A 20026-nucleotide genomic window follows, 5' to 3' on the forward strand; every position below is an offset into this window, starting at 1 on the left:
AGTATGAAGGATACGTTTGTGACTGGGAAAACATATGTTGGGTAATGCTTTAGGTGTGCTCTTTGATGGTATTGCGTATGGAGGCCTGCTTTTCTTAATCAGCATCGGTCTCTCCATCACAATGGGCCTAATGAATTTTATTAATCTCGCCCACGGTGCCTTCGCAATGGTGGGAGGCTATGTGAGTGTCATTTCACTTTCTGCGCTTGGTGTACCATTTCTCGCCTCTCTTCCCCTGGCATTTCTTGTCGGCGCCTTGGTAGGTATCGTGCTGGAAAAACTCTTATATCGTCGCTTGTACAAAGCCCACGCGCTGGATCAGGTCTTGTTCTCTATTGGCCTGACGTTTATGAGCGTAGCTACCGCAGCTTACTTCTTCGGCCCATCTCAGCAGCCGGTTTCTCTTCCCGAGTACCTCCGCGGACAAGTGTCGGTGTTTGGATTAGATGTTGGCGCATATCGTCTGTTCCTTATCGGTGTTGTGATTTTGATCGCGGCGGCGCTCGGTTTACTCTTAGAAAAAACCAAATTCGGGGCGCAAATTCGTGCTTCCGTCGATAACCAGCAGGCGGCCGCCGGGCTCGGAATTAACGTCAACAAGGTGTTCAGCCTCACGTTCGCACTGGGTTCTGGGATGGCGGCATTAGGTGGCGCACTGGGTATTGACGTATTAGGGCTTGATCCTACTTTTCCTTTTAAATATATGGTTTATTTTCTTCTGGTGGTCTCTGTCGGAGGAGTGGGCACCATACGAGGACCGTTGATTGGAGCAATGATTTTGGGAATTTTCGATGTTTCAGGAAAATATTACGTGCCCGACATCGGTGCGTTCGTGATTTATGGATTAATGGTAATTCTGCTGATCGCATTTCCGGCAGGCTTGCTTGGGAAGCGAAAATGATAAATAAAAACTTTATACCAATATTGCCGAATGGTCGTTGGAAAATTGAGGAAATATTATTTTGGCTTGTGCCGGTAGTATCATTTTTTGTTTTCCCGGGCCACCTTTTACTGATTAGCCAAATTATGATAGTGGGACTATTTGCGCTATCTCTCGACTTGATCCTCGGTTACGCTGGCATCGTTTCTCTGGGACACGCAGCATTTTTCGGGGTAGGTGCCTACACGGCTGGTTTACTTTCCGTGCATGGCTGGAGCGAGCCGTTGACGGGGTTATTCGCCGCGGCCACTGTGGCTGGACTCGTGGGCTATATCACAAGCTTCCTAGTACTTCGAGGACATGATCTGACACGGTTAATGGTAACGCTAGGTATTGGTTTAATGTTATTCGAAGCCGCGAATAAAGCTGCGTTCATAACTGGTGGCGTCGATGGTTTGTCTGGCATGCAGATGGAAAAGATATTCGGTATTTTTGAATTTGATCTAAATGGTAAGACGGCTTATATATATAGCTTCCTGATCTTATTTATTTTGTTCGTCGTCATCCGTCGCATGTTGTGCTCTCCCTTTGGTTCAAGTTTGATTGGAATCAGGGAAAATAGCACCCGAATGTCGGCAATCGGTGTGAACGTGCCCCTTCGGCTGACCACCATCTATACAGTCTCGGCAGCGATAGCCGGGGTGGCCGGTGCTTTGCTAGCTCAGACCACTCAGTTTGTGGGGCTCGATTCTCTTGGCTTTTCACGCTCCGCAGACCTTCTCATCATTTTAGTGCTTGGTGGGACAGGTCGCCTGTATGGAGCCTTGGTTGGCGCAGCGATTTTTATGATTGCACAAGATTACATCGCTACTCTCAATCCTACATTTTGGCATTTTTGGATCGGCCTGCTGCTGGTTCTCTCCGTCCTCTATGCCCGGGGGGGAATTCTTGGTGGCATTGAGAAATTAGGTACCTACAGAAAAAAGATTTGGCCGAAAGTTTGAAATGGAAAATCTGATGAAGAACACTAGTCTGAGAACTGAAGGACTTTCGAAAGCCTGGGGCGGATTTAAGGCAAACAGCGACATCACACTAAATTTTTTGCCCGGCTCTCGTCATGCACTGATCGGCCCGAACGGCGCCGGGAAAACAACTTTTATCAATTTACTGACTGGGACATTTCCTCCAAGTGCCGGAAGCGTGTTTTTGGGAGACGACAATATCACTACGCTTCGGCCGCACGAGCGAGTAAGGCGGGGTATCACGCGAACATATCAGATTAATACACTATTCAACGGAATGACGGTGCTTGCATCTGTGGTGCTCGCGATCAGTGAGCGAAAGGGGTTGGGCTACGTATGGTACCGAACCGTCTCCAGTGAGCAAGCAGTTGTCGATGAAGCGATGGCACTTCTGGACTCGTTAAAGCTCACCGACGAAGCTAATCAATTGACGAGTCGGCTAGCGTATGGAAAGCAACGATTGGTGGAAATTGCGCTTGCCTTGGCAACTCGCCCGATAGTACTGCTATTAGACGAGCCCGCTGCAGGCATTCCTTCCGCTGAAAGCAAAGAGCTTTTCGAGATCATTGCACAATTGCCAAAAGATGTAACGATTGTATTCATTGAACACGATATGGATCTGGTTTTTCGTTTCGCGGAAAGAATTACAGTTTTAGTGGGGGGAAGCGTATTGGTAGAAGGCACGCCTAACGAGATCGCATCAAATCAGCGCGTTAAAGAAGTATATCTTGGAGAAGCTGCACATGAGTGAGTTATTACGGTTTCACAATGTGTCCGCCGGATACGGTGATTCCATCGTATTGGAAAATGTATCCATATCATTGGAAACCGGTGGCAGCCTCGCACTATTGGGCAGAAATGGCGTAGGTAAAACAACCTTGATTATGACTTTGATGGGTCTTACTAAGCTTCATAGCGGCGAAGTATTTTGGCAAGGTAAGAATATTTCCAGCACGTCGACTTACAAGCGGTCTCTGGCAGGTCTTGGCTGGGTTCCGCAGGAACGGCATATGTTCCCGTCCTTGACCGTCGAAGAACACCTCACAGTCGTTGCACGACCTGGGAAATGGGACCTTCAAAAGATTTACGGTATTTTTCCGCGGCTCAAAGAGCGGCGTGCAAATATGGGAAATCAGCTTTCTGGCGGCGAGCAGCAAATGGTTGCTATTGCTCGTGCGCTGATGACAAATCCGTCTTTGCTATTATTGGATGAGCCCATGGAAGGTTTAGCACCAATTATTGTTCAGGACCTTATGCAAATCATTAAGGGGCTGGTCACGGATGAGGGACTGGCAGTCATAATTGTGGAACAACATGCAAGGCTAGCACTTGCGTTGACGAAAAACATGATTGCGCTCGACCGCGGTAAAGTGATATACGAATCCGAGAGCGCGTCCCTTCTCGCCGATAGTGCGTTACTAAACCGCTTGGTATCAGTGTCTTAGCCTCGGTAGCTTATTCAATAAACAGATTGGCGACCAAGCTTCTTAACCATTTGTTAGCTGGGGTGTGGTGATAGCGCTCATGCCAATATTGCTTCACTGGATAAACGGGCAGCGGAATTGGCGCCTCCATGACTTTGACATGTCCGTCCTCTGCGAGTAGCCGACCTAGATGTGCAGGAACGATCGATACGAGTTCAGAGTGAGCAACGATACGCGCCACGCCAAGAAATGACGGTAACTGAAGAGCAAAGTTTCTAATTGCCCCGTTCTCTTCCATTGCTTTCGCGAGAATCCCATGTCCATTACCCTTTGGTAAATTTACTTCTATGTGTCGTTCGCTGAGAAAAAGCTTTTCTGTCATCTTATTTTTAATCCGGGGATGATTGGCTCCTACGATGCAAACAAAGTGTTCGTCAAATAGCTTCTGCTGATAGAAAGGAGAAGGCATGTCAAACGGAAAACCCATAGCGATGTCAACCTCGCCGGCTTCCAAAAGTCTCGCAGCGTCTGAAGTAAGATTAATCAATTCGATTCTGATCATCGGAGCGATATCCTTCAGCTTGGCAAGAAGCCGAGGAAGAATAACGACTTGTCCGGTATCAGTCATGCAAATTCTGAAGGCACGATTGGAAATCGCCGGGTCAAAGGTGGGTATAACGCCGGCGCTTCCGTCGAAAAGTGTTAACGCATTTCCTATGGCCGATATTAAACCATCCATTCTGGGAGTAGGTTGCATTCCAGTAGACGTACGAACAAAAAGTGGATCATTGAAATGTTTCCTCAACCGGCCCAGTCGGATGCTGATCGAGGGCTGGCCAAGCCCAACTTTCTCCACTGCGGCAGTGACACTTTTTGTTCGATATATTTCGTTGAGAATCAAAAAATCTTTGGCATCGATATCATTCATTCCATTTCCAATAAAGTGGGGCAGACTCGAATTTGATCTTTTCGATTCTTAAGATTGTTTCCAGCAGCAATGTCTGGGTGTTGGCAAGCCAAGAACTTACAAGAGATTTTTACGCAAGCGAACAAACTATGGATAACATTGATTTAAAATTATTGACCATTTTCCAAGAAATTTATCGAACAGGAAGCATCTCCCAGGCAGCGGAGAATCTACAAATGGGACAACCTGCTGTAAGTATGAACCTTGCGAAATTTCGCAAGCATTTCGGTGACCCGCTGTTTGTACGAACATCCGTTGGCATGGCGCCAACACCTCATGCGGAAGGCCTCATACAGTCAGTCGAAGATGCGTTGACACTGTTAAAAAAGGCCCTTGGACATCAGTCTTCGTTCGATCCTAAAACATCAAGCCGCATGTTCCAGCTTTGCATGACAGATGTTGGTCAGCGAGTAATTATGCCCGATCTGCTTCCTCGCCTCAGTCAAGAAGCGCCTTTAGTAAAAATTGAGGTCACCTATGTCTCAGAGAACACACCAAAAAATTTGGAATCAGGTGAGATCGACTTAGCTGTTGGTTTCTTGCCCGAACAAGATCCAGGATTTCTCCAGCAGAGATTATTCAAAGATAAATTTGTTTGCATTGTTAATTCTGTACATCCTAGAATTAGAAATACATTATCCCAAGAACAGTTCGAGGCCGAGTCACATGTTATTGTCACCAAACTTGGAACGGCACATGGCATAGTCGAAGCCACTTTGACGGCACGAGGCATCAGTCATAACATCGGCCTGCGTATTCCGAATTATCTTGGCATTTCATCTACAATTGAAAGTACTGATTTTATCGCGACCGTACCGCGCCGATTTGCACTTGCGTTAGCGAACACTGGTCGAATCCGCTTGCTCGAGCCGCCATTTAAAATTCCAGAATATCTAGTCATGCAGCATTGGCATAAACGATATGCACGCGACCCGGGAATTGAATGGCTTAGAAAAATTATGACTAGTCTTTTCCAGGAATAGCAAATTTCTTAGCATTGCTGCCCGCTAAAACATCCATGGAAATTGGATAGCGCGTTGCCCCTCAAAAGCTGCAATCTCTGCATTATGTTGCAAAGTCATTGTCACCTCGTCGAAACCGTTTAATATGCGATGTTTTGCAATAGGGTCTAGAGCAAATCGGAACTCACGAAAAAACGGACTGTGAACTAATTGATTTTCCAAATCAATTAATAAGGAATAGTTTTCAGATTCATTTATTTGCTGAAATAGTATATTTATTTCCTCTTCTTGCAGCTGAATCGCGACTATCCGGTTTTTATAACAATTACTGAAGAAAATATCACCAAAACTTGGAGCGATTACGGCGGTGATGCCATAATCCTCTAATGCCCACACTGCATGCTCTCGACTGGATCCGCAACCAAAGTTCTCTCTTGCCAATAAGATGCTGGCGTTCTCATAGCGTTTTAAATTTAGTACAAAATCTGGGTTTTTCGTTCTCACAGCGGTGTTGCCTAATTCGCCTATATCTAAAAATCGCCACTGATCAAACAGATATTTACCGAGCCCAGACCGAACAATTGATTTCATAAACTGCTTAGGAATGATGGCATCAGTGTCTATGTTCGGACGATCTATCGGCACCACTTGACCACGAATGGTTAGCGTTTTTTTCATACGAATAATAATCTAACGTCGGTAAAGTGACCTTTAATGGCTGCTGCCGCCGCCATTTGAGGGCTAACGAGATGGCTGCGGCCCCTAGGGCCTTGGCGACCTTCGAAGTTCCGATTGGATGTTGATGCGCAACGCTCTCCGGCGGAAAGACGATCATCATTCATTCCCAGGCACATTGAACATCCGGGTTCGCGCCATTCGAAACCGGCATCGATGAATACTTGATGTAATCCTTCCGCTTCAGCTTGTGCTTTCACCAAGCCTGAACCTGGCACCACCAATGCCAATTTGATATTTTGCGCAATTTTTTGCCCTTTAATAATCGCGGCGGCGGCACGAAGATCTTCAATTCTTGAGTTCGTGCATGATCCGATAAAAATTTTATCTAAATAGACTTCTGTCAATTTTTGGCCGGACTTCAATTGCATGTAATCTAGTGCACGCGTTATGGACTCACGCCTAACTCGGTCGTCCTGTAATAACGGATCCGGTATGGATTCATTCACATCAATAACCATGTCTGGAGAGGTTCCCCAGCTGATCTGAGGCGCTACGAGATTGGCATTAATGATAATTTTTTTGTCAAAACATGAGCCTGGATCAGTAAATAGCGTTTTCCAATATGTTATGGCGTTATCCCATTCTTTGCCCTTAGGAGAAAAAGGTCGGCCACGTAAATAATCTACAGTCGTATCATCGACGCCAATTAAGCCTATTCTAGCGCCGGCTTCGATGGCCATATTACAGATCGTCATTCGAGCTTCCATGCTCATGCGTGCGATCACCTCACCAGCGAACTCAATGGCATACCCCGCCGCACCAGCAGAGCCAATTTTTCTCAATATGAAAAGAATCAAATCTTTTGCCGAAACGCCACGTTGGAGATTCCCTTCGATGCTAATCAGCATCGTTTTCGGTTTGGCAAATACCAGGCATTGAGTGGTGAGCACATGTTCTATTTCGGATGTCCCTATTCCAAAAGCCAACGTTGCAAACGCGCCGTGAGTACTTGTATGAGAGTCTCCGCAAACTATACTCATACCGGGAAGAGTTTGACCTTGTTCTGGTCCGACAACATGCAGAATACCTTGCCGGATGTCGTTCATCGGATAGGCGAAGATTCCATTATCTTCGCAGTTTTTCTCGAGTGTTTGAATTTGCAATCGGGCTAAGTCATCGCGAATCAAGGTGTTCCGGCCTTTGGTAGGAACGTTGTGGTCAGATGTCGCCACTATGGACGCTATACGCCAAATTTTTCCGCCTTTTTTTTTGACCGCTTCGAACGCTTGAGGGCTGGTTACTTCATTGACGAAGTGGCGATCAATGTACAAAAGTGCTGTGCCGTCAGCTTCTTCCCGGACTATGTGAGAACTCCACAACTTCTGAAATAAATTATTTGTCATCTTGAATTATTGTTCCCGCCAAATCCCAAGCGCCTGCTGCGCCGGGCGATCAGAGAAGCTGAATAACACCGTATCTTCAAAAGCGAAATGTTCGAGGCTGGACCAAGACGGCACGACGAAGACATCATGCGGCATCCAAGATATTTCCTTATCGTTAATGATCGATTTTCCGCGGCCCTCAACGACGCAATAGACGGTTCCGTCTGTAGCTCGGCTAGGCTCGCTAGCAAATGCTTTTGGAAGGAACTGCATAAAAGCACCCATGGTTGGCATCGGAGGGCCACCGTTTACCGGGTTTACATACTGCAACTTGACTCCCTGCTTTGGATCGATTGGGCCGTTTCTAAACAGCGTGTCAAGTGCATCGCGGGTGCGATCGTATGGATAGCAAAATAATGGAGAGGATTTACCGGTAGCCTGATATTCCATCGGAAGCATATTCATACCGAATCGCATTGCGGTGTCCCCTTCGGAACGGATAATGGCTTGTTTTTCTTCCGGATAATTTTCGGCGAAACTTGTCGTAAACGAATTGACAATGGGTACGTCTAACCCGTCAAGCCAAATGACCGGCTCCGTACCGGGATTACCGTGATCGTGAAAAGTCCATGAAGGAGTCAGAATAAAGTCGCCAGGATGCATCGTGATGCGTTCACCGTCGACAGCCGTGTAAGCGCCATGCCCCTCGATCACTAATCGAAGCGCTGATGCGACGTGCCGGTGACTTGGTGCTACTTCGCCGGGCATTATTAACTGTAACCCGGCATAAAGACTTTCCGTTATCTGAGATATTCCGCGCAGACTGGGATTCTCTAATATGAGCACCCGACGCTCCGCTTCTCTGGCGGTAATAAGCCTGCCCGCCTCAAGAAGCAGCGGGCGCATCATCTCGTAGCGCCAAATTGACGCTGCATAAGAGGCGACCGGGCGGGGCGTTACAAGCCGAGACATTGCGGCCCACAAGGGGGCAGTGTCATTGAGGTCAAGACGGTCATAGAATTCTTGACGGGTTTTTTCGGCCAACAACTTGCTGGTTTCTGTAGCTTGCATATTAGACCCCTAGCTATGTATAGAGCTTTTCCGACTGGTGGTCGTCAAGGTTAGTTATGCGGCGCGGATCACAACCGCCAAAGTACCGATCTTTTCGATGGTCGCGATCATGGTCTGGCCTGGCTCAATTGGGCCGACGCCTTCTGGTGTACCCGTGATCAGAATATCCCCTGGATGCAGGGTATAAAACGCGGACGCAAATTCAATCAATTCGGCAACACCAAGAATCAGATCTGATGTGTTCGACTTTTGCCGTAATTCACCGTCGACTGCGATACTAATGTCTAATGCGCTGGGATCATTTAATTCGTCGCTAGTAACAATCCATGGTCCAAGTACTGTGTAGCTATCAGGTGATTTGCGCATGCTTCGCTCTTCTGGCCCCCGAATAGTAATGTCTAAGCCGATGCTGTAGCCGGCGACATACTTCAATGCATCTTCCCGTTTAACATTGTTGCATTCGTGGCCAATGATCACGGCAAGCTCTACCTCATGATCATTGCGCCTATCCAGCTTGCGTAAGGCGACTCCCTCCGAGGCCCCTACTAGCGAACTGGTAGCTTTTAAGAAAAGTCCGACTCGATGAATTTCTCCAATCTGATTATTGTGATGAAGGTTCGGATCCCCAAGTACTTCTTTTAAGTGTTTTTGATAATTAACTGGTGCAGCAACAATTTTTCCAGGGTTGGCGACTGGAGTTAGAAAAGAAACACTGGCCAACGGTAGCGCAGATGCGCCCGGTAATAGTGACTTGATCCTAGCGATCACTTGCGGCAAATTGGCTATAAGCTGATCGTTTTCGGGATATGGATAGCTCGATGGCGATAGCACGTCCAGTGCGGCACTTACGTCCTTAACTTGGTCGTCTTCGACCACTCCCAACTGATTTTGACCGAATCTGCAAATTTTCATACGAATTGCTCCTGTTAATTTCCGTTAAATTCCGTTGTATAACCAAGCCATACCGTCAAGTGTCTGTTCGACGGTTCGCGCTTTCAAGAAATCATTCCGCAACTGCCGAGTTACACCCTTCGCGTGATAAAACTCGCCGTATAGTCTTGCAGTAATTTGTACTTTTCCTGTCCGCAGATATCGTTGCTCCTGATAGCGAAAAAACGCTGCTTCGTAGTCGCCGTCAGTAGCAATCTCGTCCGCCAGCACCACCGCATCTTCGATTGACATCCCTGCGCCTTGAGCTGCATATTGCAGCATAGGATGTGCGGCATCACCCAGCAGCGTCACACGTCCTTTAGACCAATTTTGGATCGGTTCCCGATCGCATAAAACCCACATACGCCAGGATTCTATTTTCGCGAGCATCGTTTTGACTTCTGGGGTTGCGTCGGCGAATCGACGATTTAATTCTTCGGGATCTCCGGCCGTATCCCAGCCCTCAACATATCGCTCACTATGGAACACTGCTACAAGATTGAACAGCTTTCCTCCGCGCAGCGGATAGTGGACTAAGTGGGTCTTTGCCCCGGCCCACAAAGTCATTGAATTGGATCTCAGGTGTTCAGGTACATCTTCGATAGGCAGGACAGCACGGTAGGCTATATGGCCGGAAACTCTTGGGGGGCCGTCGTTGACCAATTTTGCACGGATGGTTGACCACAAACCGTCTGCGCCTAGCAGTGCGTCGCCCTCAAAAGTGTCTCCGCTTACTGTATTCACGGTGACTGACTTGCCGTTATCATCAAAGTCCTTCACTTTTTGACCGGTAACAATTTTAATGAGCGGAGAATCGCGACAGGCGTCGACGAATACAGAATGTAGATCGGCGCGATGAATCAAAGCATATGAATGGTTGAAACGCTCTAAAAAACTCGTATCAAGCGGGATACTTACAACGTTTTCTCCAGTGATCCCGTCCATCATTACAAGCGTCTTCGGCAAAGTCGCTTTGCTGAGAATTTTTTTGGTAAGTCCAAGCTTGTCGAACATGCGAAACACATTGGGGCCGATTTGGATCCCTGCCCCAATTTCTTTGATTTCTGCCGCTTGTTCTAACACGATGGAGCGGTATCCTTTCTGGCTTAAGGATAGCGCTGCAGCAAAACCTCCGATGCCGCCGCCCACAATCAAAATCGGTAGCGTTTGTTTTTGACTTCCCATAAATCCACCTTTTTATATAGTAACTGCCATCAGTATATAAATTGAAACGCTATCAGTCGATTGCTGATATTTGATAACGTTAATCAAATATTTTGATGCAATTTTATGCATCATCCGGCGGCAAGATCGGAGTAACGAGGTCGAAATAATGCGTTGATTTACATCGAAAACGGGAGTGTGTTGATTTGCTCGCAGAATTGATCCTCTCTAACTGATCCACCTTCCACTGTCTGGCGAAGGCTGCGACCCGGTCATACGACCCTTCAAATTCCAGCCCACACAAATCGATGTGCATTTGTTTCAAAGTCCGTCGTTGCTTACGTGACTTCGCCGCCTCGGTCTTCAACCAGGCTAAAAGCTTGAAAAGGTATTTATCGAGAGACGTCGAAGAACGTCGATCAGCATAGGCTGGCTCGACAGTTTCGGCCCGTAGATAACATCTACGGTATTTCGAGAGATACCCAGTCGTTTGGATATCTCTCTTAAAGACACATGGTCACGAACGTGCCAGCGTCGAATAATTCCAAGTAATGCCACGTCGATCACTCCAATCAGACCTAGAGTGCAAGCCGTCCTTGGCAGGACTGTATGGGTATTCCATGACTTTGAACCCATTAATTCTATGACTTCCAAATTTGTTCTATGACTCTATTAACAATGAACATGAGCTATGGACGTTAAAAAGCCCCGACTGGGCGGGGCTTGTATTTAGATGAGAGGGCGTTGCATTGGAGGGGATATAACTTCTTGCACCTCTACGATCGCTAACTTGCGTTCGATTTCGTTACCTAGATCGTCGTAGGTGATTGTTTCTTCGAACACGCATTTAAGGCTATCGCCCGGCAGAATACTAAACTCGCGCGCATGATACGAATCAAGCCATTTTTGGTGAAGCATATCCACGCGAGTATTGCGTCCATTTCTGATGACTTGCCACTGCGACGACCCTAACATATCAGGCGCTTTAATTTTGAAAAATTCAGTTCCAGTATTGGTTACAGTTTGCTGCGGCCCAGCGACATGAACGTCGTCAAGCTGAAAAACTGCCTCTGGAATTGTGATATCCCCCAACTCTGTTTGCACTTCCATGTGCTGACCGGGTAGTGCGGCTCTAGCTTGGATAACGCCATCAAGAGCCTCTCGCACATCGGCAACAGTTGGCGGGGTATATCCCAACAGCCCAACCGGCGCGGCTTTATAGTCTTCTTCGAGTTCAATTAATGTGGCGCGAATCTCTGGCGCGTCGGCCTCCAAGTTTTGCAGCAGCTTGTATTTTCCCTTTACAAGCAAACCTCCAACCCATTGCTTCCAATCCAAATTATGAACAGCATCGTCAGGAATATGCCGAAGCGCTCTGGCCAGCAGCATTTTTAAAGAGGAGTGCTGCACATCGTTTAGCACCGACACGGGCTGTAAAGAAGTGTTTACACTAGATAACAAGGCAGCATCGAGCTTATCGAGTGCCTCAATCATTCCCATGGCAGCTTGAAGAACGTCAACGGCCAAAGTTTTCCCTGGCTCATAGTCGATGACTAAGCCAATCTCGCCTTCCAGCATTTGTGATTCAAGTATGCGCTCCATGTGCATCAGTTTACATTGCCCTGTGCCTTGCTGCTGTTTTAGTTTGTATTTGCATTACAGGCGCAACTTCGGCAGCTCGCCAGATTAGGTTCACGCCAGTCCGCCTCGTTCAGAGGTTAAATACTAGGTCAAAAAATACCCGCCTCATGGACGGGTAAAGGGAAAGATGCCTTATGCAAGGACGGAAGTATTACAACATCTTCTAGCCGAATCAGCCATCCCATGAATAGGGTGGCTGTATCCGGAATTAATAGGTTTTCTCACAAAGATTGTTTTGTGTCGAACTTAATTGTTCGCTCACATTTATTTGTTGTCGACCTCCGGGCCACATAAATATTTGAAGCAATTATCCATAGTTAAAATAATTTAGTAATTTCAATGATTTTTCTATTTAAATTATCCACAATATTAGTCATTCAAAGAACGCACATCAAGGAAAGAGCTTTATTTGTTGTCGACACATTAAAGCTGACTGTAAAAATTCCTATAATTGAACTAATTTAGTCATTTTATAAAAATTAGCTTAAAGGATTCCTATAATATTAGTCAATCAAAGCGTCTATCGACTCCTTACTGCCTTTATTCAACCGTCACCGATTTCGCCAGATTACGTGGCTTGTCGACGTCGGTGCCGCGCGCGAGTGCGGTGTGATAGGCCAGTAACTGCAGTGGTACTACATGCAGGATAGGAGACAGCAAACCATAGTGTTCCGGCAGGCGTATGACATGCACGCCTTCACCTGAGGTGATGCGCGAGTCGGCATCCGCGAAGACATACAGCTCACCGCCGCGGGCGCGCACTTCCTGCATATTCGATTTCAGTTTTTCGATCATCGAGTCATTCGGTGCGACGGTGACGACCGGCATTTCCTGCGTGACCAAAGCGAGTGGGCCGTGCTTCAGTTCGCCGGCCGGATACGCTTCGGCGTGGATGTATGAAATTTCTTTCAGTTTCAGCGCGCCTTCTAACGCGATCGGATAGTGCAGGCCGCGTCCGAGGAAGAGTGCGTTTTCCTTGCGGGCAAAGGCTTCGGCCCACGCAATGATTTGCGGTTCCAGCGCGAGTACAGCAGAGATCGCAGATGGCAGATGGCGCATGGCTTTCAGCTGTGCAGCTTCTTGCTCATCGTTGAGACGACCTTTGATTTGCGCCAATGCCAGCGTCAACAGGAAGAGGCCTGTCAGTTGGGTGGTGAATGCCTTGGTCGAAGCGACGCCGACTTCAACCCCGGCGCGTGTGATGTAGGCGAGTTCGCATTCGCGCACCATGGCGCTGGTCGCAGCATTACAGATGGTCAGCGTATGACGCATGCCTTGCGCTTGCGCATGGCGCAGCGCCGCCAGCGTGTCTGCGGTTTCGCCACTTTGCGAGATGGTGACTACCAATGAATTCGGATTCGGTACGCTGTCGCGATAACGGTACTCACTGGCGATTTCCACGTTGCAGGTGACACCGGCGATGGCTTCTATCCAGTATTTGGCGGTCATGCCCGAGTAGTAGCTGGTGCCGCAAGCCAGGATGAGTACGGAGTCGATTTTCTTGAAGATGCCGTAAGCCTTGTCGCCGAAGATGTCAGGTGTGATGGAAGCAATGCCTTCCAATGTGTCGGAAATGGCGCGCGGCTGTTCGAAGATTTCCTTCTGCATATAGTGACGGTAAGGTCCAAGCTCGACCGCGCCGGTGTGCGCATGTACGGTTTTGACTTCGCGCTGCACTGGTTTGCCGTTTTCATCGACGATCCAGACACGTTGCAATTGCAAGTCGACGACATCGCCTTCTTCCAGATAAATGATCTGGTCGGTGGTGCCTGCCAGCGCCAGTGCATCGGAAGCGAGGAAGTTTTCGCCGTCGCCTATACCGACGATCAATGGTGAGCCGCGACGGGCGCCAACCACGCGATGTGGTTCATCGCGGCTGAAGACCGCAATCGCAAAAGCACCTACCAGGCGCTTGGTCGCTTGTTGTACGGTTTCGAACAAGTCACCTGTATACATATGATCGACCAGATGGGCGATGACTTCGGTATCGGTCTGGCTTTCAAACACATAGCCCAGGGTTTTCAGTTCGTCGCGCAGTTCATCGTGGTTTTCGATAATGCCGTTGTGTACCAGCGCGATGCGGTCACGCGAGAAATGCGGATGGGCATTGTGCGAAGCCGGTGCGCCATGGGTGGCCCAGCGTGTATGCGCGATACCTGTGAAGCCGCTCAGGTGTTCCTTTTCGATTTGCTTTTCCAGCTCGGCCACGCGCGCAGTGCTGCGTGCGCGTTCCAGTTTGCCATTGACGTGCAGCGCGACGCCGCAAGAGTCATAACCGCGATATTCGAGTCGTTTAAGGCCTTCGACCAGGATGGGAGTGATATTGCGTTGAGCGACTGCGCCGACGATACCGCACATAGGAACCTCGTTGTGTAGAAATGAATTGCACCATACTAGTGGAAGCAAAATGAAATAAGATTTCAAAATTTTGCAATATTTGGCTTATTATTCTATAGACTGTCTATAGTGAAATATAAATTCAAATACTGCGGATATTTTTAATAAATGCTCACTAAGCAAGTAGATTTGGACGAACTGGACAAGCGCATACTCAATGCCTTACAGATGGATGCGTCGCAGACCAACAACGAGCTGGCGCTTGCCGTGCATGCGTCGCCGCCAACCTGTTTGCGTCGCGTCAAACGACTGATAGATGCGGGCGTGATAGAACGCCAGGTTGCGATCGTGGCGCCGGAAAAGGTGGGGGCGGGCCTGACCTCGATAGTGGAAATCACGCTGGATAACCAGGCGGATGAGCGCCAGGTCGAGTTTGAGGCATTGGTGGCGCAGGAGGGGGCGGTGCTGCAATGTTATCGCGTGTCACCGGGGCCGGATTTTGTGCTGGTGGTGCAGGTGGCGGATATGCCGGCATATCACGCGCTGGCACATCGCCTGTTTGCGACGCATGCGAATGTGCGTAACGTACGTAGTTTCTTTTCCATCAATCGCAGCAAATTTGAAACGCGCATCGCGGTTTGATGATTACCGCGATGGCGTGAAGCTGCATTTACTTCTTGATCTTGACCGGGCGTTGCCAGTTGTCGACCGTGATTTGCTTGGCGCGTGAAACGGTCAGTTTATCCGCTGGGGCATCCTTGGTCAGGGTGGTACCAGCGCCCAGCGTTGCACCTTTGCCGACGCGTATCGGTGCGATCAATTGTGTGGCGCTGCCGACGAAGACATCGTCTTCTATGATGGTGCGTGATTTATTGACGCCATCGTAGTTGCAGGTAATCGTGCCCGCACCTATGTTGACGCGTGAACCTACCGTCGAGTCGCCGACATAGGTCAAATGATTGGCCTTGCTGTGCGCAGCGATGTCACTGTTCTTCACTTCGACAAAATTCCCGATGTGCACATCTTCCGCGAGGACGGTGCCCGGACGCAGACGCGCGTAAGGGCCGATGATGCATTCGGCACCGACCACTGCATTTTCAAAATGGCTGTAAGGGCGGATATGGCTACGCGCACCTATGGTCGTATTGTGGATCACGCAGTTGGCATCGATACGCACGCCATCGGCCAGGCTGACGTCGCCTTCAAATACACAGCCGACATCAATGGTCACGTCGCGGCCGCAAGTGAGCGTGCCGCGGATGTCTATGCGCGCCGGATCGGCCAGCGTGATGCCTTGTTCCAGCAGGGCATGCGCGAGATTGCGTTGATGTATGCGCTCCAGCTCGGCCAGTTGCACCTTGCTGTTGACGCCGTGCGTTTCCCATTCGTGGTCTGGCTGTGCGGAAACAACAGGCACGCCGTCTGCGACTGCGCTGGCAACGATATCGGTCAGGTAATACTCGCCTTGCGCATTGTTGTTGGACAACTTGGCCAGCCATCGCTTGAGTGCAGCAGTCGGCGCGACCATGATGCCGGTATTTATTTCGTTGATCTCGAGTTCGGCGGGTTGGGCGTCTTTCTGCTCAACTATGCGCGTGATAGCACCGTTTTCGCGGACGATGCGGCCATAGCCGGTCGGATTGCCGAGGTTGACGGTGAGAATGCCCAACTTATCTTTACCCGCGCTGTCCAACAAGCGCTGCAGTGAAGCTGCAGTAGTCAAAGGCACGTCGCCATACAAAATCAGCGTCGGCGTATGATCATCTAACTGGGGCACGGCCTGCATTACGGCGTGGCCGGTACCCAGCTGTGGTTCCTGTTTGGCAAATGACAAATCCTTGGCTTGCAGCAATTGCGGTACTTGTTCACCGCCGTGGCCGTAGATTACGCATAAACGTGTGGGTGACAATTGCCGTGCAGTATCGATCACATGGGAGAGCAAAGGCTTGCCCGCCAACGGATGTAGCACTTTCGGCAGCGCAGATTGCATGCGCTTTCCCATACCTGCAGCAAGAATGACGATATTCATAGGAAGCCAGTTAAAAGAATGCAAAATTTTATCACGCGTCCCCTGCGACATTTTGCAAAAAAAGCCACCATCCTGCTGATGGCTAGCTTGTTGCTCGCCTGCAGCGCGGCGCGTCTCGGTTACAGCAATGGTGAAACGATTTCGTATTGGTGGCTGGATAGCTATGTCGACTTCGACAGTTCACAAAAGCAATGGGTTAAGGAGCGGATAGATAAGGTCTTTGTCTGGCACCGCCAGACCCAATTGAAGGAATACGTGCGGCTGATAGATCGCATGCGGCACAGGGATTTTGCCGCGGTAACGCAAGCCGATTTGCTCGGTGATTATCGTGATGTCACCACGCAGGTGCTGGAGATCGCCGACAAAGCGACGCCAGATTTTGCCGACCTGGCGCTATCGTTGACCTCGGAACAGATCGCCAACATAGAAAAGAAATTTGCCAAATCGAACGATAAATTCCGCAAAGAGTATCTGGTCGGTACAAGCGAAGAGCGCCAGGAATTCCGCTATCGCAAGGCCCTGCAACAGGCGCAGTATTGGTTCGGTGGTTTCAGCCGTGAACAGGAAGCCAGCATACGCAGCCTGTCCGATGCACGTCCCCTGAATAATGAATTGTTGATGGCCGAACGCCTCAGCAGACAGCGCGCGCTATTAGATGTACTGAAGAAAATACACGCTGAAAAACCGGGTAAGGAAGCGGCAGTTGCGATGCTGAAGAAGTATGTGGCCGCCACTGTGGATAGATACGGCAACCAGCAGCATCAGGCTTTCTTTGAGCAATCAAATGCGGCGAATGCGCGCATGGTGGCGGGCATCATGCACATGACCACACCCAAGCAAAAGAACTACTTCATACAAACTCTGCAGGATTGGGTGAATGACTTTAACAAGCTGGCCGCCAAGGCCGCCTGATGGTCTCGTTTGAATCAGGCCGGTAACAACATCACCAGCTTGACCTCGCGCGCAGCCGCGAGGTTGAGCGTCACTTGTTCAAAAGTAAGTGCGCCTTGCGTCGGATGCCGGAAGCGACGACTGCCGCCATCCCGTCCCAGCACATGATGTGCATTCCACATGGTTTTAAATTCCTCGCTGTCTCGCCTTAACTCGGCGATCAGGCTGGCATACGGTTCGTCATCGGCGTACTTGCCGCAATCAGCGCGGAATTCGGCGACCAGCCGTTGCGCGCGCTCCGGCCAGTCGGCGATCAGGCTGCGCGCACTGCTGCTGCCAAACATGAAGCGCAAGAGATTGGCCGGTGCCGCTGACTTGCCCTGATCCAGCCAGCCGCTGAATAAATCTGTGGCCGGACGATTCCAGGCGATCGCATCCCATTGCCGGTCCAGAATATAAGCGGGAGTGCGTATCGCTTTGACGATGGCTGCGAAGTTGGCGGATGGACTGTCGTGGTTGGCTTCCGACGTGTCCAGTTTGTCAGCCAGGCGAAACAGATAAGTGCGTTCGGCAGCCGTCAGATGCATCACATCGGCCAGACGACCCAATACTTTGGCCGAAGCTGATACCGGTCGCCCTTGTTCCAGCCAGGTCGGGCTGACATCACATAATTGCGCCAGTTCTTCACGCCGCAAGCCAGGCGTACGGCGCCGTCCATCGGCGCGCAGGCCGACGTCTTGCGGTTTGGTCTGTTCGCGGTGCAAGCGTATGAATTCGCCCAATGGCTTATGCATGGTGGTATTCCGAGTGTCAGTCTGGCAGAAAATATACCAGTATAAATACTTGTCTTGTTACAGGATAAATCATCGCCTATCGTACATCTACCCAATTACGTGGAGGTGAAAAATGAAACAGGCAGCAGTGGTAGCAGAACAGTTTGGCAATACGGCCGCGTCATATCTGACCAGTTCGGTCCATGCGCAAGGCGCGGATCTGGAGGCGGTGCGAGACATCGCGCGCAAGCTGCAGGCGCCCGAGGTGCTGGATCTGGGTTGTGGCGGCGGTCATATCAGTTTTGCCGTTGCACCGCATGCCGCCAGTGTTACCGCTTGTGATCTGTCAGCGCAGATGCTGGAGGTCGTTGCGGCTTCGGCAGCAGAGCGCGATTTGTCCAATATCCGTACCGAACAGGCACAGGCCGAGCATTTACCTTTTCCGGATGCGTCCTTCGATCTGGTCGTCACGCGTTTCTCGGCACATCACTGGTTGCACGTGCCCAGCGGTTTGCGTGAGATGCACCGGGTCTTGCGCCCGGGCGGCATGGTGGTGGTGATCGATATCGTCGCATCGGAAATTGCCTTGCACGACACGACTCTGCAGGCAGTGGAGTTGTTGCGTGATGCATCGCATGTACGTGACTATCGTGTTTCGGAATGGGCGGCGATGTTTGCCGATGCCGGGTTTGCACATGAATACGTGCGCGGCTGGAAGTTGCGCATGGTGTTTGATGAGTGGATTGCGCGTATGCGGACACCGCCGCAGCGGACGGCTGCGATACGCAGCCTGTTCGATACCGCGCCGGAAGAAAGCCGCGCTTATTTTGCGGTACAGGGTGACTACTCGTTTGATATCGACGCTGCTTTCTTTACTGCCAGAAAATAAAAAAGCCCCGCATGGCGGGGCTTTTTCTTGTCAGCTGATAGCTGCTTAGTCGTCTGTACGCAGCGGGATAATGCCGGGGATACTGGTGCTGCCAGTCGAGCATGGCTCTTCATCAAATGCGATATCGCCATTCGCCATCGCCTCGCCAGTTGCTTTCAGGTCGGCAAAGCCAAACAGATCTTTATCCATCAGGTGCGAAGGCACGACCGTGGATAAGGACGAGAAAATATTGTCGACGCGACCCGGGAATTTCTTTTCCCATTCGCGCAGCATGCCTTTGATTTGTTTGCGTTGCAGGTTTTCCTGGCTGCCACACAAATCGCAAGGAATGATGGGGAAGTTCTTAACCTGCGCATAGCGCTCGGTATCGGCTTCCTTCACGTAGGCCAGTGGACGGATCACGATGTGTTTGCCGTCATCGGATTGCAGCTTGGGCGGCATGCCTTTGATCTTCGCGCCGAAGAACATATTCAGGAAGAAGGTTTCCATGATGTCGTCACGATGATGGCCGAGTGCGATCTTGTTGGCACCGAGTTCGTCGGCCACGCGATACAGGATGCCACGACGCAGGCGTGAGCACAGCGAGCAAGTGGTCTTGCCTTCCGGGATCAGGCGCTTGACGATGCTATAGGTATCCTGGTTTTCGATATGGAAGGGGATATCCAGTTGCTTCAGGTAAGCCGGCAGGATGTGATCGGGGAAGTTTGGTTGCTTCTGGTCGAGGTTGACCGCGACGATGTCGAATCTGATGGGCGCGCGTTCACGCAAGGTCATCAGGATATCCAGCAATGCGTAGCTATCCTTGCCGCCGGACAGGCAAACCATGACTTTGTCGCCGTCTTCTATCATGTTGAAGTCGCCGATGGCCTGGCCGACCTGACGGCACAAGCGTTTGTGCAGCTTGTTGTTTTCGTAAACGATTTTTTCGTTTTGTTTGAAGCTCAGGGCGGCGTCGGTATCCGGCGCGGCTACAGTTTCTTGCATGA

19 protein-coding genes and 1 pseudogene are annotated in these 20026 nt (G+C 49.9%); 8 read left to right on the plus strand and 12 right to left on the minus strand.

Annotated features, from left to right (window positions below; genetic code table 11):
• Positions 1–34 precede the first annotated feature (34 nt).
• Genes IXC47_RS11005 through IXC47_RS11020 form a run of 4 tightly spaced genes read left to right on the plus strand, consistent with a single transcriptional unit; the run spans position 35 to position 3347 of the window.
• Positions 35–901 (plus strand): branched-chain amino acid ABC transporter permease, encoded by an 867-nt coding sequence (locus IXC47_RS11005; protein ID WP_195875678.1) that lies wholly within the window; start codon positions 35–37, stop codon positions 899–901.
• Positions 898–1884: a branched-chain amino acid ABC transporter permease gene (locus IXC47_RS11010; RefSeq protein WP_195875679.1), complete on the plus strand. Its 987-nt coding sequence runs from the start codon at positions 898–900 to the stop codon at positions 1882–1884. Before IXC47_RS11005 ends, IXC47_RS11010 begins: the two co-directional genes overlap by 4 nt.
• Before the next feature lie 13 nt (positions 1885–1897).
• A complete protein-coding gene (locus tag IXC47_RS11015) occupies positions 1898–2653 on the plus strand; it encodes an ABC transporter ATP-binding protein (protein ID WP_230089514.1) in 756 nt (251 codons plus the stop codon).
• The gene (locus IXC47_RS11020) at positions 2646–3347 is read left to right on the plus strand and encodes an ABC transporter ATP-binding protein (protein WP_195875681.1); all 702 of its coding nucleotides are present in this window, start codon (positions 2646–2648) and stop codon (positions 3345–3347) included. Before IXC47_RS11015 ends, IXC47_RS11020 begins: the two co-directional genes overlap by 8 nt.
• 10 nt (positions 3348–3357) lie before the next feature.
• Here IXC47_RS11020 and IXC47_RS11025 read toward each other — a convergent pair whose 3' ends face one another.
• Positions 3358–4254, minus strand: a complete 897-nt coding sequence (locus tag IXC47_RS11025) for a LysR family transcriptional regulator (RefSeq protein WP_195875682.1) — start codon at positions 4252–4254, stop codon at positions 3358–3360.
• Positions 4255–4382: 128 nt separating this feature from the next.
• Between IXC47_RS11025 and IXC47_RS11030 the strand changes: the two genes are divergently transcribed.
• Positions 4383–5276: a LysR family transcriptional regulator gene (locus tag IXC47_RS11030; protein WP_195875683.1), complete on the plus strand. Its 894-nt coding sequence runs from the start codon at positions 4383–4385 to the stop codon at positions 5274–5276.
• A gap of 24 nt (positions 5277–5300) precedes the next feature.
• On the opposite strand, the gene leuD is transcribed toward IXC47_RS11030, so the two are convergent.
• From leuD to glmS, 8 genes and pseudogenes are all read right to left on the minus strand, one after another.
• On the minus strand, positions 5301–5933 hold the full coding sequence (gene leuD, locus IXC47_RS11035) for a 3-isopropylmalate dehydratase small subunit (protein ID WP_195875684.1): 633 nt from the start codon (positions 5931–5933) through the stop codon (positions 5301–5303).
• Positions 5930–7336 carry a 3-isopropylmalate dehydratase large subunit gene (leuC, locus tag IXC47_RS11040; RefSeq protein WP_195875685.1) on the minus strand — a complete coding sequence of 469 codons (1407 nt, stop codon included), beginning with the start codon at positions 7334–7336 and terminating at the stop codon, positions 5930–5932. The genes leuD and leuC overlap by 4 nt, the downstream gene beginning before the upstream one ends.
• Positions 7337–7342: 6 nt before the next feature.
• Positions 7343–8386 carry a gentisate 1,2-dioxygenase gene (gene gtdA / locus IXC47_RS11045; RefSeq protein ID WP_195875686.1) on the minus strand — a complete coding sequence of 348 codons (1044 nt, stop codon included), beginning with the start codon at positions 8384–8386 and terminating at the stop codon, positions 7343–7345.
• 54 nt (positions 8387–8440) lie between these two features.
• On the minus strand, positions 8441–9298 hold the full coding sequence (locus tag IXC47_RS11050; protein WP_195875687.1) for a fumarylacetoacetate hydrolase family protein: 858 nt from the start codon (positions 9296–9298) through the stop codon (positions 8441–8443).
• A 24-nt stretch (positions 9299–9322) separates the two neighbouring features.
• The gene (locus tag IXC47_RS11055) at positions 9323–10501 is read right to left on the minus strand and encodes a 3-hydroxybenzoate 6-monooxygenase (RefSeq protein ID WP_195875688.1); all 1179 of its coding nucleotides are present in this window, start codon (positions 10499–10501) and stop codon (positions 9323–9325) included.
• A gap of 175 nt (positions 10502–10676) precedes the next feature.
• A pseudogene (locus IXC47_RS19370) lies at positions 10677–11047 on the minus strand (IS21 family transposase); the annotation flags it as partial.
• Positions 11048–11209: 162 nt separating this feature from the next.
• Positions 11210–12082, minus strand: a complete 873-nt coding sequence (locus IXC47_RS11060; protein ID WP_195875689.1) for a hypothetical protein — start codon at positions 12080–12082, stop codon at positions 11210–11212.
• Positions 12083–12661: 579 nt separating this feature from the next.
• Positions 12662–14479 (minus strand): glutamine--fructose-6-phosphate transaminase (isomerizing), encoded by a 1818-nt coding sequence (glmS, locus tag IXC47_RS11065; protein WP_175624618.1) that lies wholly within the window; start codon positions 14477–14479, stop codon positions 12662–12664.
• A gap of 147 nt (positions 14480–14626) precedes the next feature.
• Here glmS and IXC47_RS11070 point away from each other — a divergent pair, with 147 nt between their 5' ends.
• Positions 14627–15100 (plus strand): Lrp/AsnC family transcriptional regulator, encoded by a 474-nt coding sequence (locus IXC47_RS11070; RefSeq protein ID WP_175624619.1) that lies wholly within the window; start codon positions 14627–14629, stop codon positions 15098–15100.
• Between the two features lie 28 nt (positions 15101–15128).
• Here IXC47_RS11070 and glmU read toward each other — a convergent pair whose 3' ends face one another.
• On the minus strand, positions 15129–16487 hold the full coding sequence (glmU, locus tag IXC47_RS11075) for a bifunctional UDP-N-acetylglucosamine diphosphorylase/glucosamine-1-phosphate N-acetyltransferase GlmU (RefSeq protein WP_195875690.1): 1359 nt from the start codon (positions 16485–16487) through the stop codon (positions 15129–15131).
• An 18-nt stretch (positions 16488–16505) separates the two neighbouring features.
• Between glmU and IXC47_RS11080 the strand changes: the two genes are divergently transcribed.
• Positions 16506–17399 carry a DUF6279 family lipoprotein gene (locus tag IXC47_RS11080; protein ID WP_195875691.1) on the plus strand — a complete coding sequence of 298 codons (894 nt, stop codon included), beginning with the start codon at positions 16506–16508 and terminating at the stop codon, positions 17397–17399.
• 14 nt (positions 17400–17413) lie between these two features.
• Here the strand turns inward: IXC47_RS11080 and IXC47_RS11085 are convergent, their stop codons facing one another.
• Positions 17414–18172: a helix-turn-helix transcriptional regulator gene (locus IXC47_RS11085; protein ID WP_195875692.1), complete on the minus strand. Its 759-nt coding sequence runs from the start codon at positions 18170–18172 to the stop codon at positions 17414–17416.
• 112 nt (positions 18173–18284) lie between these two features.
• Here IXC47_RS11085 and IXC47_RS11090 point away from each other — a divergent pair, with 112 nt between their 5' ends.
• Entirely contained in the window at positions 18285–19040 is a 756-nt protein-coding gene (locus tag IXC47_RS11090; protein WP_195875693.1) for a class I SAM-dependent methyltransferase, read from the plus strand.
• Positions 19041–19085: 45 nt separating this feature from the next.
• On the opposite strand, the gene ttcA is transcribed toward IXC47_RS11090, so the two are convergent.
• Entirely contained in the window at positions 19086–20024 is a 939-nt protein-coding gene (gene ttcA, locus IXC47_RS11095) for a tRNA 2-thiocytidine(32) synthetase TtcA (protein ID WP_175624624.1), read from the minus strand.
• Positions 20025–20026 lie beyond the last annotated feature (2 nt).

Origin of the sequence: Herminiimonas contaminans, assembly GCF_015645465.1 — a bacterium.
Lineage (GTDB): Bacteria > Pseudomonadota > Gammaproteobacteria > Burkholderiales > Burkholderiaceae_D > Oxalicibacterium > Oxalicibacterium contaminans.